This window comes from Levilactobacillus sp., from assembly GCF_022646225.1.
GTDB classification, from domain to species: Bacteria; Bacillota; Bacilli; order Lactobacillales; family Lactobacillaceae; genus Levilactobacillus; species Levilactobacillus suantsaiihabitans.
Map to the genome: position 1 here is coordinate 87398 of NZ_JALCJA010000002.1, position 20897 is coordinate 108294.

At 53.1% G+C, this 20897-nt stretch carries 16 protein-coding genes; 10 read left to right on the forward strand and 6 right to left on the reverse strand.

Going from position 1 to position 20897, the window contains the following annotated elements; translation table 11 throughout:
• Nucleotides 1–389: 389 nt before the first annotated feature.
• The 6 genes from LKH74_RS03220 to LKH74_RS03245 all read left to right on the forward strand — a co-directional run bounded on the left by LKH74_RS03220 (nucleotide 390) and on the right by LKH74_RS03245 (nucleotide 5518).
• A complete protein-coding gene (locus LKH74_RS03220) occupies nucleotides 390–860 on the forward strand; it encodes an Rrf2 family transcriptional regulator (protein WP_135367165.1) in 471 nt (156 codons plus the stop codon).
• Between the two features lie 463 nt (nucleotides 861–1323).
• On the forward strand, nucleotides 1324–2337 hold the full coding sequence (locus tag LKH74_RS03225; protein ID WP_287788120.1) for a lipoate--protein ligase: 1014 nt from the start codon (nucleotides 1324–1326) through the stop codon (nucleotides 2335–2337).
• A 132-nt stretch (nucleotides 2338–2469) separates the two neighbouring features.
• Nucleotides 2470–2892, forward strand: a complete 423-nt coding sequence (locus tag LKH74_RS03230; RefSeq protein ID WP_135367163.1) for a hypothetical protein — start codon at nucleotides 2470–2472, stop codon at nucleotides 2890–2892.
• A 10-nt stretch (nucleotides 2893–2902) separates the two neighbouring features.
• A complete protein-coding gene (locus tag LKH74_RS03235) occupies nucleotides 2903–3511 on the forward strand; it encodes a hypothetical protein (protein ID WP_287788123.1) in 609 nt (202 codons plus the stop codon).
• 333 nt (nucleotides 3512–3844) lie between these two features.
• Nucleotides 3845–4435, forward strand: coding sequence for a TMEM175 family protein (locus LKH74_RS03240; RefSeq protein WP_135367162.1), 591 nt, complete (start codon nucleotides 3845–3847; stop codon nucleotides 4433–4435).
• Between the two features lie 15 nt (nucleotides 4436–4450).
• A complete protein-coding gene (locus tag LKH74_RS03245) occupies nucleotides 4451–5518 on the forward strand; it encodes a YdcF family protein (protein WP_287788126.1) in 1068 nt (355 codons plus the stop codon).
• 337 nt (nucleotides 5519–5855) lie between these two features.
• Here the strand turns inward: LKH74_RS03245 and LKH74_RS03250 are convergent, their stop codons facing one another.
• From LKH74_RS03250 to LKH74_RS03260, 3 genes are all read right to left on the reverse strand, one after another.
• Nucleotides 5856–6707 (reverse strand): SAM-dependent methyltransferase, encoded by an 852-nt coding sequence (locus LKH74_RS03250; protein WP_287788128.1) that lies wholly within the window; start codon nucleotides 6705–6707, stop codon nucleotides 5856–5858.
• 150 nt (nucleotides 6708–6857) lie between these two features.
• Nucleotides 6858–7277, reverse strand: a complete 420-nt coding sequence (locus LKH74_RS03255; RefSeq protein ID WP_135367222.1) for a helix-turn-helix domain-containing protein — start codon at nucleotides 7275–7277, stop codon at nucleotides 6858–6860.
• A 514-nt stretch (nucleotides 7278–7791) separates the two neighbouring features.
• Nucleotides 7792–9600 carry a M3 family oligoendopeptidase gene (locus LKH74_RS03260; protein WP_287788130.1) on the reverse strand — a complete coding sequence of 603 codons (1809 nt, stop codon included), beginning with the start codon at nucleotides 9598–9600 and terminating at the stop codon, nucleotides 7792–7794.
• A 126-nt stretch (nucleotides 9601–9726) separates the two neighbouring features.
• On the opposite strand from LKH74_RS03260, the gene LKH74_RS03265 reads away from it, so the two are divergent.
• The 3 genes from LKH74_RS03265 (at nucleotide 9727) to rny (ending at nucleotide 13728) form a co-directional block, all read left to right on the forward strand.
• Nucleotides 9727–10671, forward strand: a complete 945-nt coding sequence (locus LKH74_RS03265; RefSeq protein WP_287788132.1) for an alpha/beta hydrolase — start codon at nucleotides 9727–9729, stop codon at nucleotides 10669–10671.
• Nucleotides 10672–11325: 654 nt separating this feature from the next.
• A complete protein-coding gene (locus tag LKH74_RS03270) occupies nucleotides 11326–12018 on the forward strand; it encodes a YoaK family protein (protein ID WP_287788134.1) in 693 nt (230 codons plus the stop codon).
• 99 nt (nucleotides 12019–12117) lie between these two features.
• On the forward strand, nucleotides 12118–13728 hold the full coding sequence (rny, locus tag LKH74_RS03275; RefSeq protein WP_135367156.1) for a ribonuclease Y: 1611 nt from the start codon (nucleotides 12118–12120) through the stop codon (nucleotides 13726–13728).
• Nucleotides 13729–13936: 208 nt separating this feature from the next.
• On the opposite strand, the gene LKH74_RS03280 is transcribed toward rny, so the two are convergent.
• Entirely contained in the window at nucleotides 13937–15514 is a 1578-nt protein-coding gene (locus tag LKH74_RS03280) for a bifunctional metallophosphatase/5'-nucleotidase (protein ID WP_287788139.1), read from the reverse strand.
• 1278 nt (nucleotides 15515–16792) lie between these two features.
• The gene (locus LKH74_RS03285; RefSeq protein ID WP_287788141.1) at nucleotides 16793–18871 is read right to left on the reverse strand and encodes a cation:proton antiporter; all 2079 of its coding nucleotides are present in this window, start codon (nucleotides 18869–18871) and stop codon (nucleotides 16793–16795) included.
• A 526-nt stretch (nucleotides 18872–19397) separates the two neighbouring features.
• Here LKH74_RS03285 and spx point away from each other — a divergent pair.
• On the forward strand, nucleotides 19398–19796 hold the full coding sequence (gene spx, locus LKH74_RS03290; protein ID WP_125575502.1) for a transcriptional regulator Spx: 399 nt from the start codon (nucleotides 19398–19400) through the stop codon (nucleotides 19794–19796).
• 278 nt (nucleotides 19797–20074) lie between these two features.
• On the opposite strand, the gene LKH74_RS03295 is transcribed toward spx, so the two are convergent.
• Nucleotides 20075–20359, reverse strand: a complete 285-nt coding sequence (locus LKH74_RS03295; protein WP_135367153.1) for an ATP cone domain-containing protein — start codon at nucleotides 20357–20359, stop codon at nucleotides 20075–20077.
• Nucleotides 20360–20897 lie beyond the last annotated feature (538 nt).

Sequence of the window (20897 nt, forward strand, 5' to 3'; positions counted from 1 at the left end):
AAGCCCGGTGAATAAACATCTTTGCGTATTCAGTTCGGCGCTTAACAATAATTGTGTTTGATTATAGTTAATCAAATTCTCATTTACAACCCCAAATTTGAAATTTTTGCCCATCAAATCTTCATAGAATACTCACAAACTTTGTTATACCAATCATCTCAGACAATTACGAAAATGATAAAAAATTTAACTTGAAACTAAATAGTTGGACAATCTGGTTATCAAACTAGTTATTTAACGGGTCGAGCTATACATTTGCTTGAAACAATATGCATGTATATTCCGAATGAGAAAATCCTTAGTGGCCAGGGCCCATTGTCGTCGACAGCCACCAGGTGTGGTATGATACCAGTAATAACTACAGAATTTTTGAAAGCGATGGCTGAACGATGAGACTAGACTTTTCTGTTGCGGTCCACAGCTTGCTCTACCTGGACGAGAACCGTCCGCGCAAGATTGCGAGCCGGGAGTTGGCAACATCCTTACAATTGAATGCGGTCATGATCCGCAACATTCTCTCTGTCTTGCACAAGCAAGGATATATTGAAGGCTCCGTGGGTAAAAACGGGGGCTATCAATTGGTACGTGACTTAACGGATATTAACGTGGGGGAACTGTACGACCTCACGATTCCGCCGACAATCAGCTATGCGCGCTTTATCACGGGCGATTCCAAGGGAACCAAGGCCACGGATAATACGGATATCTCCGCCAATATTTCGCAAACGTTGACGGATCTGTTCACACTGGCTGACGAAGATTATCGCAGATTTTATCATCAATTCACGATGACTGACCTCAAAAAAGACCTGCATCAGCACGGATTTTTCCGCCGCTTAATTAACCACGAAGAAGGGTGAGTGGCGTGAGCAGTTTACTGCGCTTTTAGTGGTCCAGCAGGTATAATAGAGATGTAGACAAGGGATGGTGGTCACGGCCACCATTAATGTTGTTGGCAATCGCCCGGGGTGAACCTGGACGATTTTTTTGTGAGCGGGTGCCAACAGGCGGGTAACTGGTGAGCATTAACGGTGCTAAGCGGAACTAGTTGCCCGTCGGCGCACGTTTCGGCCATTTTAACGTTGACACATAAGGGTCAGAGATGCTTTCCCAGATTCTTATAGCCAACCTTGAAAAATTCCTCTCAGTGAGTGGGTGCGTTGCGCGCGTTCAGGTGCTACTGGGCCGCCTTTTTCACGGGTAAAAATCAGTTTGAAAGCTAAATTGTAATCGATTACAAGTCGTGCTATGATTTAAAGTAACCGGGAAAGTTACCGTATGGGACGGCCCCGGGTTGGTTAATTTGAAAGGGGTTTTTGGGTTATGTATTGGTATGCCATGAAATCACACGATATTCGCCACAATTTAGCAACGGAACAATACTTAATGAACAACAAGGAATTCGATGAACCATTAGTTTTGTTCTACTATGAAGGGCCTTGCATCATCGTTGGTCGTAACCAAAACACGTTGGAAGAGATCAACCAAAAGTACGTTGAGGAAAACAACATTACGGTCACCCGTCGGTTATCGGGTGGCGGTGCTGTTTATCAAGACCTCGGGAACCTTTGCTTCAGCTTCGTGGTTGATAGCGATAGCGAAGAGTTCGGGGACTTCAAGTCCTTCGTCCAACCCGTCGTCGATGCCTTACACCAAATGGGCGCCACAACCGCCGAAGTTTCTGGCCGGAACGATATCTTAGTTGACGGCAAGAAGTTCTCTGGTAACGCGATGTACTCCCACAGCGGGAAGACCTTCTCTCACGGGACCTTGATGTTGGACGTGGATCAAGACGTGATTGCCCACGCCTTGAACGTGCCTGAAGACAAGATGAAGTCTAAGGGTATCAAGTCGGTCCGTTCACGGGTCACGAACTTGAAGCCATACCTCGCACCGGAATACCAAAACTTAACGGTGCCAGAATTCCGGGATACCCTGTTGAAGGAATTGTTCCACGTGGACAATTTGGACGCCATCAAGGACAAGGAAGTCGTCATCGAAGACAACGAAAAGGCTGCCATCGACAAGATCTACAACGACTACTACAGCAACTGGGATTGGGTCTACGGCAATTCACCAGAATTCACGGTCAAGAAGCGCCAACACTTTACGGCCGGGACCATCGATGCGCGTTTGTTAGTTGAAAACGGTAAGATCAAGAACATCAAGTTCTACGGTGACTTCTTCGGCCCAGCCGACGCCACTGAACTGGCTGACAAGCTGGCAGGTGTCCGGTATGACCGAGAAAATGTCGGCAAGGTCTTGGACAGCGTCAACACCCAGCTGTACTTCAACGGCATCGACAAGCAAGACGTTTTGGACTTGTTAGTCGATTAGATTCCCGTTAGTTTTCGGTGATTAGCTGATTTTCTAGCAGGAATAAGTTAGAATAGAATGGAATTGACTAAGACGTGGTCGGTTTGACTGCGTCTTTTATTTTATGAATTTATTTGAGGAGTTTATTTTAAAATGAAAGATCGTAACGTGATTGCCTGGGCCATCATTTCCATGGTGGGCTTTGTGGTATTAAATTTCCTGATGTCTCGGCCCTTCGTTGACTCGACCAACGTGCAAATGACGATGAGTGAATTTTGGCGGACCACGCTGATCGCCGTAGTCCTGTACGTGATTCCCATCGTGTTGGCGGCGTTGGATTGGCACCCGTCCTTTTACCTGATGGGGTTGGTCATTGCGCTGTACACGTTGTCACCCATCAGCGTTCTCTTCAACATGTGGATGGACAGCGGCGCCAGCGTCATGATCAAATTATTAATGTCGGCCTACAGCCTGGCGCTGATCGTCGGCAATGCCTACTGGCTGGTCCTGGCATTACGGTTACGGCAACGGCAGCAAAAGATCGCCGACCGCAAGCGATTCGCTGCGAAAAAATGAGGTGTAAAGCATGAAACGTGAGATTCAAACTTTTATTGATGCGGCCGAAGCCGATGAGATTCAACATTTCACGGTGGACACCACTGCCAAAGACTTCGAACAAGACCCGGACAAGGCCATGGCCCCACTGGCCGCCTTTATCCGCGAACAAATCGGCAAGGACCAACTCGCCCAAGCCGAACTGAAGCTGAAAGATACGGCGGTGTCGGTGCGCTTGGAAATGAGTGTGCTCAACCTGCCGCTACAGGATAGCAAGACCATCGGCAAGATCATGGAGACCGACCAGGAGGCCGACATCAACGTCTACGCCGTCATCGAAACGCCAGATATCAACGTTTCCGGCCTGCGTATCGATGCGTTGGCCCCGGCAGATACCTACGTGGCCCAAGCGGCCGTGGCGGACCAAAGCCTGCACGACTGGTTGAAACTCCAAATTGAAAAGCTCCAAACGGCCGCTGCCAACAAGGCGGCCACGGACGTTAAACAACCCGACGAGGCCCCCGCTGCCAAGAAACCGGCGGCTAAGACCACCACGCGCAAGACGGCGAAAAAGGCCCCGGCCAAGAAGCCCGCAGCCAAGCGCACGACGAAGCGGACCACGACCAAGAAAACGAAATAGGCTTGAACTCACCACTAGCGTGTGGTAGTATTGTCCCTATGCGATGAGTCGAGAAATCACGCGTCCCTTGCTTGCAAGGAGCGTCCGCGCAAGCGGCTAGGTGAATTTGTCAGCAGGGCACAGATGTCACCGGATTTGTGACGTGTCTGATCTTGAGGGAATGTGGATTCCGAGATAGGTCCATTCGAGCAATCGAATGCTGTATAAAAGCGTCCAATCAGTCTTTTGACGGGTTGGGCGTTTTTTTTTGACCAAAATGGCAGCGGTTCCCCACCGCTTGAACGGGAAACTGTGCTATTCTAAAATTATCTGAGAATTTGAGGGGACCTGGAAATGAACAAAGGACGCGTGGAGGCCTTCACCGATGCGGTGGTGGCCATTGTCTTAACGATCATGGTGTTGGAGTTTAAGACACCGGAAGAACCAACGTTTGCAGCGCTAGCTCAAAATTGGAGCTACTTAGTGGCCTATCTGATTAGCTTTCTGTTTATTGGTGTGGCTTGGTACAACCATCATTACATGTTTGCACTGACTAAGCGCGTGACTAAGAAAATCTATTGGGTGAATAATATCTGGATTCTGGTGATGGCCATGTTACCGGTTTCCACGGCCTGGGCGGGTAAATTTATCTTTAAGGTCCAGCCTGAAATTTTTTACTTTGTAATATTCACGTTTTGGGCGTGGGCGTATGCGGCGTTGTCCTATACAGTCATGCGGACCAATCAGGCGCACGACCCGCAGATTGCCCAGAAGATTCGTAACATGTCAGTTTACCGGTTACACGCCAATGTCTGGTTTTGGCTGGTTTGGCTCATCGTTTTTGGCCTGATCTTTGTGTGGCCGCCGATTTCGCTAGTCTTTACGCTGGTTGAACTGGTGGCCATGGCAGTATACACTCCGGCTGACAGCGACAAATTGTTTTAGAGGAGCTTGGAATCGATGCAAAATGAATTATTTGATATTCCCGGGGTCGTGTACCTGGGCTGGCTGGTGCCGATTGGCTTTGGTCTGATCTTTGCTATCAGCTATGGCATCGAGAAACGCCGCCTGGGCAACGGCATTTGGTTTTCGCTATTTTTCTATTCTTTTTTGACCATGTTGGCGGTGAGCATCCTGGGTACCAACAACCAGTGGCTGATCGTCATCAGCATCGCGCTGTTCGTGCTGTTACTGCTGCTGATTGGGGTGGCCTTTGCCCTACAGGCGTTTTTGCTGCTATGGAATGCGTGGATCGTCTGGAAACGGGAGAGTCACACGCTGGCCAACATGTTGACGCTGATATTGGGTCTCGCCATTCTACTGGCGCCCTTCGTCACGCGGCTGACCACGTTGTACTTGCCGGCGCCGGTCGCGACCGTGTTAAATTTATTTCCGGCCATGGTGATCTTCTACGTGTTGTTTTGGTTTTACAACTACCTGACCATGTTGTTTATTTATCAATTTAATCATCCCCGTTATAAGCAGGATTATTTAATCGTGCTGGGGGCGGGCCTGCTAAATGGTGACGAGGTCTCGCCGCTGTTGGGGCAACGCATTGACCGCGGGTTGAAATTTTATCGCAAGCAACTGGCCAAGACCGGGCGGCCGCCAATGATGATTTTCTCCGGTGGCCAAGGGGGCGACGAGACCGTGGCCGAAGGGGTGGCCATGCGCCGCTATGCCTTGGCCAAGGGGTTACCGGCCGACCACGCGATTGCTGAGGACCAGTCCAAAACGACCTACGAAAATATGGTCTTTTCTCAGCGCATCATTGACCAGCGCGGTCCCGCCAAGCCGCGGGTGACGTTTGTGACTAACGGTTACCACACGTTTCGGGCGGGGATGATTGCTCGTAAGGCCGGGCTGCGGGCCAACGGTATCGGCGCGCACACGGCCAAGTTTTTCCTGCCCAACGCCATCTTGCGCGAATACATTGCCATCTTTGTGGGCAACAAGCGCTGGCATGCCGTGGCCATCGGGCTGATGCTCCTCTTGACCCTGGTTTTGACCTGGGCGGAATACCAGTAGATCAATCATTGCGTCGACTAAACGGCCACTGAACCAGATGCAAGCCAAGCCTAACGCAAATCAAGCACGCAACGAAAAATGAGGTCAGGTCCATTGCCAATCGGCGGGACCTAACCTCATTTTTTAATGTTCTTCGTCATTACGATGGGCTTGGTAGCTTGCGACCGCCGCGTAACCTAACGCGAGCAGTAGCAGCGTGCCCAAGCCGTAAAACAAAATATTCCCCAGTGCGACCATTCGTCGTTCCTCCCTGTCTGCCAGTTACTTGTCATATCATAGCAAAACTGCCAACAGGGGTAAATAGATGGTGGGTGAATGTAATATTACAGTTAAGGGGTTACTTGACCAAATAAACGTGGTCAAGAATCAAATCAATTTGCGTATAGTGACGGTTCAGGTCACGCGTGGCTTTATTTTCTAGCAAGTCGGCGTGGTCCCAAAAGTCTGCTGAACCGGTGGCGCCGTGGGGTTCGCCCAAAACGACAAAGTCCACGTCCTTACCAGATTGGCGAATCGCTTGTAGCAGTTCCCAATCCAGCGGCAGGCCGTCCGGTGACCAGGACATGACCACGACACTCACCTGGTCTTGGTACTTGGCCCAGGCGTCTAGCGCAGACAAAGGTTCGATGGTGGTCAGGGGATGGCGGCCGGTCTCGTTTTCATGGGTCCAGGCCTGACTATCCGTGGCAAAGACCGTTTGGTGCTTGTCGCGCAGGCCTTTGGAAATGTAGCCGTTGCCCGCCATGACTTCTAAGACGGGGCGACCGTCGACGAACTTGGCCAGGTCACTAATGAATGGCGCCGGCGTGTAGGCCCACATGCCGTAGTGGCTTTCCAAGTAATCACGGAAGGAGCGCAGGTCGTGGTCCAGCTTCGGCAAGGCATCGGTCAGTTCGTTCCAAAGCCGGTCGCCGGTCGCGTCTCCAGCGGGATAGCTTTCGTTGAGCTTGCGGTAGACCTGGTCTTGGCTGTCGTCGGGCAGCTGCAGGAGTGGCAATTGCTGAGGCAAGTCGCCTGCCGCCAGCATCCGGTCGGCCAACAGTACGTTGCTAATTAAAATTTTAATCGATGGGTAATCATTAAATTGGTGATAATAGGCCGTCATGCGTTCGATGTAGGTCGTCTTGCGTTGACTCAACGGCGCGTGGCGGACTTTTTTCTTGAGTTTTTGCAGTTTCTTCGGATTCACAGTAAGGGTCCTTTCTGATAGAAATACTAAGAAAAACTTAAATCGGCCGCAAATGGGTCACAATTTGCGCTTGGCTTTCGTTTGTAAGTATAGGGCGACCCACAAGAAAAGCCGGCTGATTAGCAGGTTCGCTGACCAGCCGACCCCTGATTAATGGTCGTCTAAATGTAGATCCAGTTCCTCTTGTTGGTTCGGTGACGACGTGGTGGTCCGGTTTTCACGGCCATGCAGGTAGCCATCGATCAACTGGTAAATTTCGTAACGGTCTTGGCCACTCAGCAGTTCCCGGTTAAAGCTCAGTTGCTTGCCGGACAAGAAGAGGCGGCCCAGATCGTATTCGTCACGCTCGGCCTTCCCCGTGAGGTAGTCCATCGTGACGTCAAAGTATTCAGCGAGTTTGCGCACTTCCATGAAGGAAGGTGTCCGAATGCCGCGTTCCCAGTTACCGAGTTGTGAGGCGGTATTCTTGCGTGTATGCGTTTCGTTTGGTAGGGCGTTCAACGCTGCGGCCAACTCACCCAAAGTAATATGTTGGCCTCGTCGTAAGGCCCGAAGTCGTTCTGGAAACATCTCACTCACCCGTTTCTTTCCTAGTCTTGATTACTACTAGTATACCACTCTCTGTGGTTTTTAAGGGAAAGTTTACTGGGGATGGGGCTGGCCGCCTTACTGTGGCGCTCATGGAAACCGAGATGTCACCGGCTAGAGGGACATCCCCAACCCAAGTTCGGTCTACCAGCTCACTTGAGGTATTGCCGAGATTGCAAAAGTGCGTGTCACCTAAGCAGCCTGTCACATCTGAGGTTATCTTCGCCTACCTGCGGCGATAGATGGCGTTTTGGGGGAAGCAAACGTGGTTGACGAACTCACTGGAGCCGAGAGTGGAGCCAAATCTGGGCTCAGCCGTGGGAGTTCCCTTAGCGGCGGTCTGTGCTGCTTAGGGAACTGGCGTCTTTGAGACGCGATTTTCGGCTCAAAGCGAGGTGTCGAGACCGCTCTTTGGCTCGACCCGTCCGCCCGCCGCGTTCCAGCCCGGATTTGGCGCAACGGAAGGCGGTCCCCGTGGGAAGTGTTGCCAAGAACGTTACTTCACCAACGGATCGGTGAGGCGCATGAAGTCGGCGACGTCGCGCTTGATCAGCTTGACTCCAGCCAGCCAGAAGTCCGGTTGGGTCAAATCGACGCCCAGGTGCTTTTGCGCCAGCTCTTCGGTCGTCATGTTGGCGGTGTCGCGCAACAAGGCGATGTAGCTGTCCTCAAAGTCGCCGGCTTGTTGGGCCTTGGCGTAGATGCCGAGGCTGAACAGGTAGCCGAAGACGTACGGGAAGTTGTAGAAGGCCGGTTCGTCGATGTAGAAATGCAGCTTGCTGGCCCACAGGTGTGGGGAGTAGGTCGACAGGTCGTGGCCAAAGGCTTCCTTTTGGGCGTTGAGCATCAACTCGTTCAACTCGGCTGGCGTGACCAGTTTCTTTTGCCGCAGTTGGTAGAAACGCGTTTCAAAGAGGTAGCGGGCCCGAATGTTCAAGAACATAGCCAGGGGGTTGTCCATTTTGGCGTTCAACAAAGTGATCTTCTCGGCGTCGGTCTTGGCCGCCTTGACGTTGGCATCCGCAACGATCAGTTCGCCAAAGGTCGAGGCCGTTTCCGCCACGTTCATGGCGTAGTCTTGCCGCAATTGGGGCAGGTCGCTGATGACGCTGGAGTGAAAGGCGTGCCCCAGTTCGTGCGCCAGAGTGGCCACATCGTTGGGGGAGCCGGTGAAGGTCATGAAGATGCGGGATTCGTTGGTCTCCGGGGCGCTTTCCATCCACCCACCGGGCGCCTTGCCCGCGCGATCCTCAGCTTCGATCCAGCGGTGTTCAAAGGCGTGTTTGGCCAGTGCCGCCATTTTCGGTGAAAATTCGCCGTAGTGCTTGATGATAAAGGACGCGGCCTCGTCGTAGGTAAACTGGTGGATCGCACTGCCCGGCAGATTCAGTGGGGCTTCGACGTCTTGCCAGCCGGCGTGTTTCTTACCCAACAGGGCCGCCTTGCGATCGAGGTAGTCTAGTAGAAATTGTTTATTGTCGTCGACAACTTGCCAAATGGTGTTGAGGGTGGCGGCACTCATGCGGTTGGCGCGCAGGGGGTCACGTAAGAAGTCGGTGGTCCCGTGAGCGGCGTATTCCGTCAACCGAAAGCCGGCCAAATGGTTCAACGTATCGGCGAAGAGCTGTTCCTTGTCCGTCCAAGCCTGTTCCCAAGCCGGCAATAAGTCCGCGCGGTACTGCGGGTCAGCGTTGCCTAATAAATTGTTGTCGGCTTGCCCGGCGGATAACGTCACCGCCTTGCCGTTCGCGTCATGGAAGGGCACGTTGACGGTGGCGACCAGTGAATCGTAGTGACTGCTCCAGGCGGCCTTGCCGTCGAGGTTGAGTCGACTGATCAGCGCTTCGGTCTTGTCGTCCAACAGTTCCTTGCCATCATTGCGCATCTCCGTCAGGTTAAAGGCAATCGGCTGGAGCGCCGGGGTGGCCAGCATGGCAGCAAAGTTGGCGTCGGGCACTTGGACCAAGACCTTCTTCAGCTTGCCACTGACATTTTCGGCCTGGGTGCCCAGGTTGCGTAGTTCAGCTTCCATTGGGGCGACGTCGGGGTTGGCGACGTCCGCTGACCCCACGGCGGTGATGAAGATGCCCATTTGACCCAAAGCGGCGTCGATTTGTTGCAGTTGCGTGATCAATTTTTCAAATTGTTGATACGCTGGTGCGTCACTCGCGGCGTCCCAACGGTCCAACAGGTCTCCCAGTGACGCGATGGCACTTTGCGTCTGGGTAAGCTTCGTTTTCAATTGAGCGGAATTGATCCCACCCGGAAATAGTGAATCGAGATCCCAATTTAAAGCGTAGGTCATCAGCGACCCCTCCTAAGAAATAAAGTTGTGACCATTATAGCAAATTTCAAAGTGATTGCGCTGACTGAAAGAACTTCGTATACTTACCAGTAAGAGAGAAATGAGACATTGGGAGGATATCGTATCATGAGCAAACGACTAAAACGGTGGCTGATTGCCGGCGGAATTTTGGTGATTTTAATTTTGGGCGGCTTGATTGGCGCCAGCTTTTATTTCTACAACATGACGGTGGCCAGCGGCAAGAAGAGCTTTGTGGCGGCCGCCAAGCCATTGAAAAAGTCGGATCCCTTGTACGCGCAAAAGAACTGGTATCAAAACGTGCACAAGTACCGGTGGACGGAAAACGCGGCGGGCACGCATTTGAAATTAGTAGCCGACTACATTCCGGCGGCTAAGGCGACTAAGAAGACGGTGGTCTTGGTTCACGGCTTCGGGTCCAACAAGGAAGCCATGGGCGGATACGCTGGCATGTTCCATGATTTGGGCTACAACACGCTGATTCCAGACACTCGCGGTCAGGGCCAGAGTCAAGGTAAGGTCATCAGTTACGGCTACTATGAGAGCCGCGACTATTTGAAATGGGTCAAGCAAGTCATTGCCAAACAGGGGCCACAATCGCAGGTCGTCTTGTTCGGCGTGTCGATGGGTGGCGCTACGACCATGATGACCAGCGGGTTAAAGACACCGCGGCAACTCAAGGCCTACATCGAAGACTGCGGCTATACCAACGCCGACGCGGAAATCACGTATCAGGCCAAGCAAATGTACAACTTGCCCCATTGGCCGCTAGTGCCGCTGACCAGTCTGGTCACCAAGTTGCGTGCAGGCTTTTACTTCAAGGATGCCAATAGCGTCGCCGCGGTCAAACGCAACCACAAGCCGATGCTGTTCATCCACGGTGGGGCGGACACCTTCGTGCCAACGCGGATGGTGTACCAGGTCTACCAAGCCGACGCGGGGCCTAAGCAGTTACTGGTCGTCCCCGGCGCCGCCCACGCTGCGGCCTTGTCGCATGCCCCTAAGCGCTACACGCAAAAGGTCCAGGAATTTTTGGCGAAGTACATTCAGTAGGTTTGCGGGTAACGTGGCGTGTGCTGGTCGCCTGCCGTTGCGCGAAATCCAGGTTGGAACGCTGGGGGAGGACGGCCCGAGCCAAAGCCCGGTCTCGATCCTTGCTTTGAGCCGAAAATCACGTCTCAAAGTCACCAATTTCGTGGCAAAGGTCGCCCCAAAATTCCCCGGCTGAACCTGGATTTCGCTTCGCTCTCGGCTACATTGGTGGTTGTCCACAACGCTTGGACTAATTGGCCAAGTAGCGCCTGTCGTGTGTGCTTCGGCAAGCAGTTGTTTGCGGGTTATCGCGGTGGTGTGCATGACATGGTAGCTGAGTGCTGGCCATCCGGAGCATCACCGGTCAGTCGCGGCAGCTTGCTTGCTAAACGTTTTGTCGCTGACACCGACTATTGTAGCCGAGAGTGGAGCGAGTAGGCGCTCAGCCGTGGGAGTTCCCTTAGCGGTGGGTTGGGCCGCTTAGGGAACTGGCGTCTTTGAGACGCGGGCTTTCGGCTCAAAGCGAGGCGTCGAGACCGCTTCTTGGCTCGACCCGTCCGCCCACCGCGTACCGGCGCCTACTCGCGCAACGGCAGGCGGCAGCGTCACTCTATCGTAGCCCAAAAGAACGAACGTCTAGCAACAAGCAACGAGTAAACAGAGGAGATGATTTGGATGGAGCCCACTGTTTCGCGGCAATTTCGGCCCGTGACCGAGACCATCCTGACACTGGGGGCGACGCTGGTCATGGGGATGATCGACGCCGATACGTTTTTGAATCACGGCGCCGTCTTCGTGAGTGCGCAGACCGGGAACCTCGTGGTGTTCGTGGTAAAGTTTGTAGAGCACGGCTGGCAGGCCGCCTGGGTCAACGTGCCGGTGTGGATCGGCTACTTCTTGGGCTGTTTTTTGGCCCAGGGGATGAGTGAACGCCTGGGTCAGAACAATAAGCGCCGGCAAATGCGCTGGCTGATGCTGGCGGATGTGTTGGCGTATGCCATTTTGGCAAGCCTGCAGACGACGATTTCGACCATCTGGCTGATTTTTTGTTTGGGCATCGTGGCCGGCTACGAGCTGACGGTCTTTCGCCAGGTCGGTGGTATCGGCATCAACAACGGCATCATGACGGGCAATACCAAGAATTTGGCCACTGCGACCTATCAAGCCTGGGTCAACGGCGATAAGGTGGCCCGCAACAAGCAACGCCGCATCGCCATGGTCTTAGTCACGTTTATCATCGGCTGTGCCATGGGCGCGCGGTTAGCGGTCTTGACCACCCTGGGCGTGTTGTGGATCGCAACCGGATTGAAATTGATTCTACTCGCCTGGTTGTTTATGCCAGCAGCGATGGAAAATCCGGACAGATGATTGGTTGGGTTGTGGCCGCAAATAGCGTATAATTAACGAGATAAGTGACCAATCCACCCGGCGACAGTCGGGATTGACAAACTAAGGAGCACGACCAATTTGCTAAATATAGGACTCATCATCGGTCTACTACTGATTGGGTTGCTGGTCGGTTATCTGGTGCGCCGTCACAAGCATCGTCAGGAGCTCCTGGCGGTCCAAGAACAGGCTCGGGGGATCATTGCCCAGGCCAAGACGAAAACGCAGCAGCGTGTGGCCAAATTAAACGCTGAAGCCAAGCGGGACACTTTAGCCTATCAGCAGTCAGTTAAAGATGAATTGACCGAACAAAAAAATGATATTGCCGTCAGAGAACAGCGGCGGCAACAACGCGAACAGTTACTGGGCCAAATGAGCGTCCGGTTAGACGACCAAACGGCAATGTTAGACGAACGGAGTCAAAGCAACCGCGACCAGCGCCAAGCCATCCACGGTTTGAAAGACGACGCGGCCGCCTTGCGCACGACGCGTGACGAAACGTTGGCCGACCGCGCCGGTATGGACACGGCGGCCGCCAAGGACCATGTTTTACAGGCCACCGAACTGGCGTTGAAGCGCGACCGAGATATCGAAATCAAGGCGCTCAACGACAACGCCGTGGCCAACGCCGAGAAATGGGCCAAGGACGTGGTATTATCCGCTACGGAAAGTGGCCCACAAGACTTGCCCAAGGAACACATGGAACACACCGTCACCGTGCCTAACGGCGAGATTCGCAGTAAGATCATCGGCCGCGATGGTCAGCACATTCGCTTGTTGGAGACGCTGACCGGGACCGATTTGATCTTCGTGCCCGACGACAACACCACGCTGTTCATCAGCACGCACGACCCGATCCGTCGCGAGGTTGCCCGGCTGGCGTTGACCAATTTGGTCGCTAGTCGCCGCATTTCCGCTAATCAGATTGAGACCCAGGTGGAAAACGCCCAACGTGACGTCAACCACAGCCTGTGGGAGACGGGGGAACAGACCGTCAGCCTCTTACACGTCGGCTGGATGCACCCCGACTTGATGAAGCTGATCGGTCGGCTCAAGTACCGGACCAGTTACGGCCAAAACGTCCTGCTGCACTCGATCGAAGTGGCGCAGTTGACGGGGGCTATGGCGGCGCGGCTGGGATACAATACCCGCTTAGCCCGCCGTGCCGGCCTGTTGCACGATATCGGCAAGGCCATTGACCACGAAGTCGAAGGCACCCACGTGGAAATCGGGACGGAATTTGCCCAGAAATATGGCGAAGACGCCGTGGTCATCAATGCCATTGCGGCCCACCACGGGGACGTGGAAAAGACGTCGCCGTTGGCTGACCTGGTGGCGGCCGCCGATGCCATTTCCGGGGCCCGGCCTGGTGCGCGGAGTGAATCCGTGGAAGATTACATCAACCGCCTGCGCGCCTTGGAAAAGATCGCCAATGATCAAGAAGGTGTGGCCGAAAGCTATGCCATCCAAGCCGGTCGGGAGCTGCGGATCATCGTGAAGCCCAAGGAATTGGACGACCACGCCGCTGCCAGCCTGACCCAGGAAGTGGCTAAGCAGATTGAAAACACGTTGACCTATCCCGGAAAGATCAAGGTCACCACGATTCGCCAGTCGACGGCGGTCGAGTACGTCGGCGATGAAAAGAAAAAGACCAAAAAGAAGAAAAAGAAAAAGGCGGCTAGTGCGAGCTAGTGACCTGAAGCGAAATCCGCTGCGACGCTGTGTCGTGGCGGATTTTTTGACTTAAACCGGAATTTTAAGTGAATTTGGCGCGTCCCCTTACAGAGTTGGAACGTGCACCAACAGACAGTCGGCTGGCCCACGCTCCACGAAAAAAAAGGGTCTCCTTACCCAGCCACACAACGGTGGTGAAGTCAGGAGACCCTTTTTTGCTGGTGCCTTAATGACGCGGTTCGTTGATGATCGTGAAGTTGGCGTTGGCCGTGGCGTCGATCACCGGGTGTTCTTGAAGATAGTCGGCGATAATTTCGCTCATGGCCCCTTGGCTTTCGGCGATGATCTTGTCGGCGCTGTACATGCTGTAGTGGCCACCACCCACGGCCCGGTATTGGTTCAATACGATGCGCAGCGGTTGGTCCGGCGTCACGGGCTGGCCGTGATACGTCAGGTTTTCCACGCGCTGGCCGACGGGATTGGCGATGTTTAAGGTGTAGTCGACGCCCTCGTACATGTCGTAATTGTACTGGCGGTGTTTGGGGTGAATGAAGGCGGGGTTCACGATGATTTTGCCGTCTTCGTTACTGAAGTAGCGAGCACTGACTTCCAGCGCCGCGCGTAAGTCCGCCCCGGTGATGTTGAGCAAAGACAGTCCGTTGGGATAGACGTAGTTGGTCATAATGTTGCGCATGGTAATCGGATTTTCAAAGCCGCGGGCCTCGTTATTGAACAGGGCCGTGGCGGAAATGTCGGCGCCCATCGTGGCCATTTGGACCTTTTGAATGAACTCGATGTACGGCGTCTCGTGGATGCGGGCATCAAAGGGATCGTCAAAAGTCATGTCGCCCTTGATGTGGCCGAGCGGTTGGTCGAGCCAGTGGCCCACAGCGTCGTTTAGATCGCTGGCCGCGGCGAGGACCTTGTGATCGAGCGGGGCTTCTTGAGCGGAGACCAGCTCGGAATGGTGTTGCGTCACGGTCACGTGGCCCTGGTCGTCGCGGTCGAGGTCCAGCGTGATTTTGCCCACGGCTTGGCCCCGGAAGCCCGGTTGGGTCGTGGGGATGTCAAAGACGTCGGTGGCCAGTTGCCGGTGTTGGTGGCCAGTCACCAAAGCGTCGATGCCCGGAATGGCCTCTAAAATGTGATAGGCTTCGTTTTCGCCGACGTGAATGTCGTTAGGCTCACCGGTGGTCAAATCGCGCTCAAAGCCGCCGTGATAGCACACAATGACTACGTCTGCCTGTTTGCGGATGAGGGGGACGTATTTTTTCGCGGCAATAAAGGCCGACTCAAATTGGAGGCCACTGATGTTGGTGGCCTTTTCCCATTTGTACACGGCCTGAGTCGTCAGGCCCAAGACACCGATCTTGATGCCGTCTTTTTCAATAATTTTATAGGGCTGGCCGTATTCCGGATCGCCATTTTCGTCTAAAATGTTGGCGCATAGAATCGTGCGTTTTGCATCTCGAATAGCGGCCTGCAGGTATTCCTGGCCGTAGTTGAATTCATGATTGCCCAGAATGCCGCAGTCATAATTAATTTGGTTGTAAATATTGATCAGCGGTTGCGGGTCGCGGTCAGGCTGGACGCGCGCAACGTAGTAGGCCAAAGGCGAGCCTTCCAAGAAGTCCCCGTTTTCAATGGTCACCACGGGGCCTTGTTCCTTGGCAGCGGCTTGCTCGCGGGCGATGACCGTGGCCGCCCGGGCCAGGCCAAATCCCTGGTGGCTTCCCTTTTTCACGTAGTTCGTGGGGAAGACGTACCCGTGGGTATCACTTGTCGATAAAATTGTCAGCTTCATTGTAATGTCACCCTCCAATAGGAAGTCTGGCTGGCCACGGGTCACGTAGACCAGTTGCTGGCAGACCGTTCGCGAAAAGACGCCGAATCTTTAACGTGTTAAAGAAATTATAAGCTAGTTTGGGTTGTGTGTAAATTTTAGCTGGCTAAAATCGTAAAAATTTGTGATTTTTCTTCCTGAAAACGATTCCGGGTGGTAAAAAATAGCGCCCGGCAACACTGAGCCCCGAGTCCGCCTTACCGTTCGCTAGCGATGGGTTGGATTGTGACCTTGGACATTGGCTAAACCAGGTGCCTGCGTCAGCCAGGGGTTCCGCCTGCTCTGGGGAACGCCTCCAGCCTGAGAATCGGTCTTCCGGCTCGCTCCACCCTTGGCTGTCTCCGTCAGAGTGGTGATTGTCAATAATATTATGGCATTGATGCCCACGCTGTGTCACGAGGAGCAGGGTAGCAGCCAATGATAGTTAGTGTTGCCATACGAGATGTCTGGTTGTTCCGTGATGATTTCTGTTTTGAAGCCGTCAATTTTCATCGGTGTTGCCTAGGAATTCTGAGTACAATTGTCTTTAAGGCAAGGTACCTAAATCGATTGCATGTCAAAAACTAGCCGAATTAATCAGCTAAGTCAACTGCACCCAACCAGGCGCAACCAGGCAATCAAGGCCGGCCCCGTTAGTTGCCATTAACAGCTACTGTAGCCGAGAGTGGAGCGAGTAGGCGCTCAGCCGTGGGAGTTTCCTTAGCGGCTTAGCCGGTTAGGAAACTGGCGTCTTTGAGACGCGGGCTTCGGCTCAAAGCGAGGGCGAGACCGCACTGTGGCTCGACCGGTCCGCCCACCGCGTTCCAGCGCCTACTCGCGCAACGGCAGGCGGCCAGCAAACGCAATCTCAGTTCCAAGACGACAAAAAACGGCGGCCAGGCCTTGATTACCTGCGTCGTCGCTTTGAGAAGAACGTATCTTACGTTTGGAGTGGGCTGGTTGCAGTAGCAGTGCCGCCCGTTTTTTACTTGGAGGAGTAAAATTGGTAACTTATTCGTTTGTTTTAGTCGTAAGTTATGATTTCACTATACCAACAAATTGTGAAGAAAATGTGACGCGAATATTACAATGACAGCGGTAGTGCACAATCTCGTTCACGGGGAAAACGACTCGCCGACCAGACCTGACGAGGCACTAAGGACGGTTGCTGGCGGTGGTTCACGCGTTTGTGGACCCGGACCAGTTTCACCGCCACGGGTCAGTTAGTGACGAGTGGGGTGAAAAATATTCCTGCAAAATTTAATCCGTCCCGGCATTTTCTTGCATGTAAAGCATTTGGTCGGTGGAAATTTGCTGGTACAATTCATCCGCCAGGGCCGGTGACATGAGGTTGGCGCTACGCTGCTGGCGAATGTAGGTGTATTCGTACTGGAAGGCCTGAATGAAGAGTTCATTTTCCAGATCCGTGGTTTCCTGGGAGACGAATCGGCGGTGCCGGGCGTTGTAGTAGTTGCGCACGGCATTGACCTCGGTTTGGTTATCAACGCTGGAGACCTCATTTAAGAAATTGGCCACGTGGGTGTAGATGTCGTTTTCGATCCGCAAGAAGTTCTCGCGGCGCTTGGCCTCGGTCTGCGGTGTGCGTGCGGGACGATGGACCAGCGATTGTTGCCGTTCTTGCGCGATGCGTTGCGCCTGTTGGGCGGCTTGGTCGGCAGTAGGTGCCGTTTGGGCTAAACGCTGTTGTTGTAAGGCAATGCGCTGTTCACGGTGGCGCCGGCGAGTGACCATGTGGGTGAGCCGGTGGCCAACAAATTTCAGCCACAGCGTCAGGTTGATAAACGGATTGTTGCTGTTCATTTGGGACTTGATCACCAGCAGGCGGACGTAACGGTTGGCATAGCCGCTGGGGATGACGCCTTGATCGGCCAGTTCTTGGACCGTCTGGACCTCGATTTGGGTCGCCTGATTCAAGAGTTCACGGACCTTGCGCTTGTCCGGACGCTCCGCCGTGGCTTGACTGTTGAGAACCTCAATCACGGCCTGCGTAGCGCTGGGGTTGCTGGGATTTTCCTGGACCAGCCGCTCACTGGCGTAGGCGACCAGCGCCTTGCGTTGCTGGAGCGCCTCGGCGGGGTCGACGGCCGTTTCCTTGCTGGGCAGGATGTGGGGCATGACCAGGGTGGGTACCAATAAGCTTAAGATGATGACGACGGCCGCCACGAAGATCAGGGAGTTTCTAAAGGGAAAGGCCTGACCGTTTAGCGTCAATGGTAGCGAGAAGGCCATGGCCAACGTGATGGTCCCGTGAACGCCGGAAAGCGCGCCAATCACGGCATTGAGCCGTCGCTCGTGGGGCTTGGAGTGGATCAGCGCCCAGTCGAAGCGAATCCACAAGTAGCGTAGCGCCAGCATGACCAGGTACAAGACGACGGCTAAGAAGATCAGGCTCGGCAGGGTCTTGGAGGTGTCTTGTTGAATATTTACCCAGACTGTGGGCAGCGAGACCCCCAGCAAAACGAAGACGAAACCATTTAAAATGCTGGTTAGAAAATGCCAGGTCGACCGGGTGACCAGTTGGAGTTGTGTACTGGATAGCCGCAGTTGGTTGGACGACAGGCTGTACATCAAGCCGGCCGCCACGACCGCCAGGATGCCAGATAGGCCAACGTGTTCGGCCGCCAGATAGATGAGGAAGGGCACCAGCACGTCGTAAGGCACGATGACGCTGGCGGAGTCTTTGCCGCTGCGGACCAAGAAGACGCGGATCCAAACGGCGAAGATGCCCAAGATGATCCCGATGAGCAGGCCACCGAAGAAGACGACCAAGAAGTGCTTGAGGCCGCCGCCGACGGAGAATTTCCCGGTGGTAAAGGCGGTCAGTGCCAGGCTGAAGGCGACCAAACCGGAAGCGTCGTTGAAGAGTGACTCGCGTTCCAGCATGCCCATGACCCGCTCGGGCACCGCCATGTTAGTGGTAATGGAGCTGACGGCCACGGCATCGGTCGGCGTGACGATGGCGGCCAGCGCAAAGGCCAGGGCCAGTGGCAACGTCGCCAAGATGGCGTGGCTGAGGTAGCCCATGAGCACCACGGTCAGGATGGCCAAAACGACCGCCACGGACATGATGGAGCCCACGTTTCGCCGGAGTTCCTGCGCGTTGGTGTTGCGGCCATCGTAGAACATCAAGGGCGCGATGATCAGGAGCATGAAGACCTCAGGCTCGAGCACAAAGTGATGGTAGAGCGGCACCAGTGACAGGATGGCTCCGGCAAAGATTTGGTAAAAGGCTTGGGGAATCGCCGGAAAATAGGGGTAGATGGTGTTGGCAACAATCGTGGCTAACACCAGCAGTAGGACGGCATAGAAGACTTCCAAATTAATCCCTCCAGATGAGTTTATTCGTTACCGTATATTCTACGCCAGTCGCGTGAAAAGTGGCGAAAAACTTCTTGGTAATCTGCCCTTGACCAAATTAGGGAAAGTGGCTAGACCTACGCGTGTGGGGAGAAGCCATTAATGAATATTAATGCGAACTGAATGGATATTAATGCATTTTATTGAAAAAGAGACGCCAGGCGGGATAGTTTGTAAAACTTCATAATTTATCAATAGATAATTGGTCAACGGGGAAAACCTTGTGGCCGCGTTGCAAGCTGATACGGTGGTCATTTTTCGAATTTATCACAAATCAGTTTAGTGGCCTCACAATGGTTGGGACCCACAACCAACCCACTAAGAAATGTGGGGAATTATTTAGAAAGTTTCCAAAAAAGGTTGATTATTCATTCAATTGTGGTAACATATAAGTTGGTTCTACTAGATGGTTCAATGAATTGTTTAGGCGAGCTTAGTTACGTTGTCTGTTATCGTTACTCAATCCAACGATAAGGAAGTGCTGAATATGATCAATTTGTACATTGCACCAAGTAGCGCATCCAGCCGGAAAGCACGCGCTTGGCTGAAGGAACATGACATTGCGTTTAGAGAACGGAATATCAAGTCCAAGCCATTGAATGCAGCTGAGGTTAAACAGATCTTACGCTTAACCGAAAACGGTAGTGAAGACATCATCTCTACCCGTTCCAATGTATTCAAGGAACTGCACGTAGATTTAGACAGTCTGTCAGTCAGTCAACTCGTTGATTTGGTTGTGAAGTATCCAGACCTCATCAAGCGGCCAATCATCTTTGATGACAAGCGCCTGGAGGTTGGCTACAACGAAGAAGAAATTCGCCGGTTCTTACCACGTGAAGTCCGGACGGCAGAATTGCACCACCTGGAATCACAATTAAGCTCATAGATCGGATCGATCAGTTCTCGGGGGAGTGCTGGTCGGTTTTTTATTGAAATAATTATAAACGCGAGAAAAAATAGTGCTCACGCCGGATGGATGACCATCGGTGCTGAGCACTATTTGTTTATAGTTAGAGATTGTTTAGGCCGGCACAATAAGCTGATTAGTGTCCGTACTTGGCGTCGGCTAAGAAACTGCATCTGTAGTCGCAGTGTCATGACAAGTACTACAGTAGGCGGTAAGCCAACACTGGATGAAGTTACCCGGACACCACAGTATGTGGTTTAGTGATTAGCCTTTAAGTAACTTTTAGCCATGTGTGCGTAGCCTAATTGTTCCAACGTATCGACAATCGTGGCCTGGATAGTCCCGGTTGCCACCACGTCAAACCCCGCTAGCTGCGCCACAATCAGGCTCTCGACCCGATGAACGACGGTTGGGTCGTTAGTGAGGTCAGCCAGCGCCGCGTGAATTTTACGCGAATTAAACGGTGTGTGTTTTCCGCTGGGTGTTTCCACGGTCAGACCGGTTGGGTCCATTGTCGCTTGAGATCTTCTGATAACGTCCATCGTCTTAACCCTCCTAGGTTTTACGACTTCTTGGGGAGCTAAATGTGCTGACCGAAAAAAGCCTGTACAACTATGGTACGATGAATTCAGAAAAAATACAACTAGATATGGGGGTAAAATTTGATTAAATTCTACATATGGTAGCAAAACCACAGAGTGTGGTCCACCAAATTTTCCGTTGGCTGATAATCATTAAAAATAAGATGAATTGTGCCCAACCACCATTAGGAAAGAAAACGGTGATTGGGCACAACTTGTCAGATAGCGAATTTTGAAATGACCTGGTTTTGAGGACTGGAATCTAAAGGTTGAAAGTAATATCCGTGCTTAACCGCGAAACAACAGTGTTCTGTTTACCAAAAGCAATGAAACCAGGAACCTGCTGCAGGAGATCCGATTGACGCCGACCTGACAGAATCACAGATTTCGTCTAGTCCATGGACATTGGTTGTCGATTTAGGGGTTAAACCAGTAGACTATGCAACGACTATCGTAGCCGTGAGCTCGCTAGAGATGAGTTCAGCTGTGGGAGTTCCCT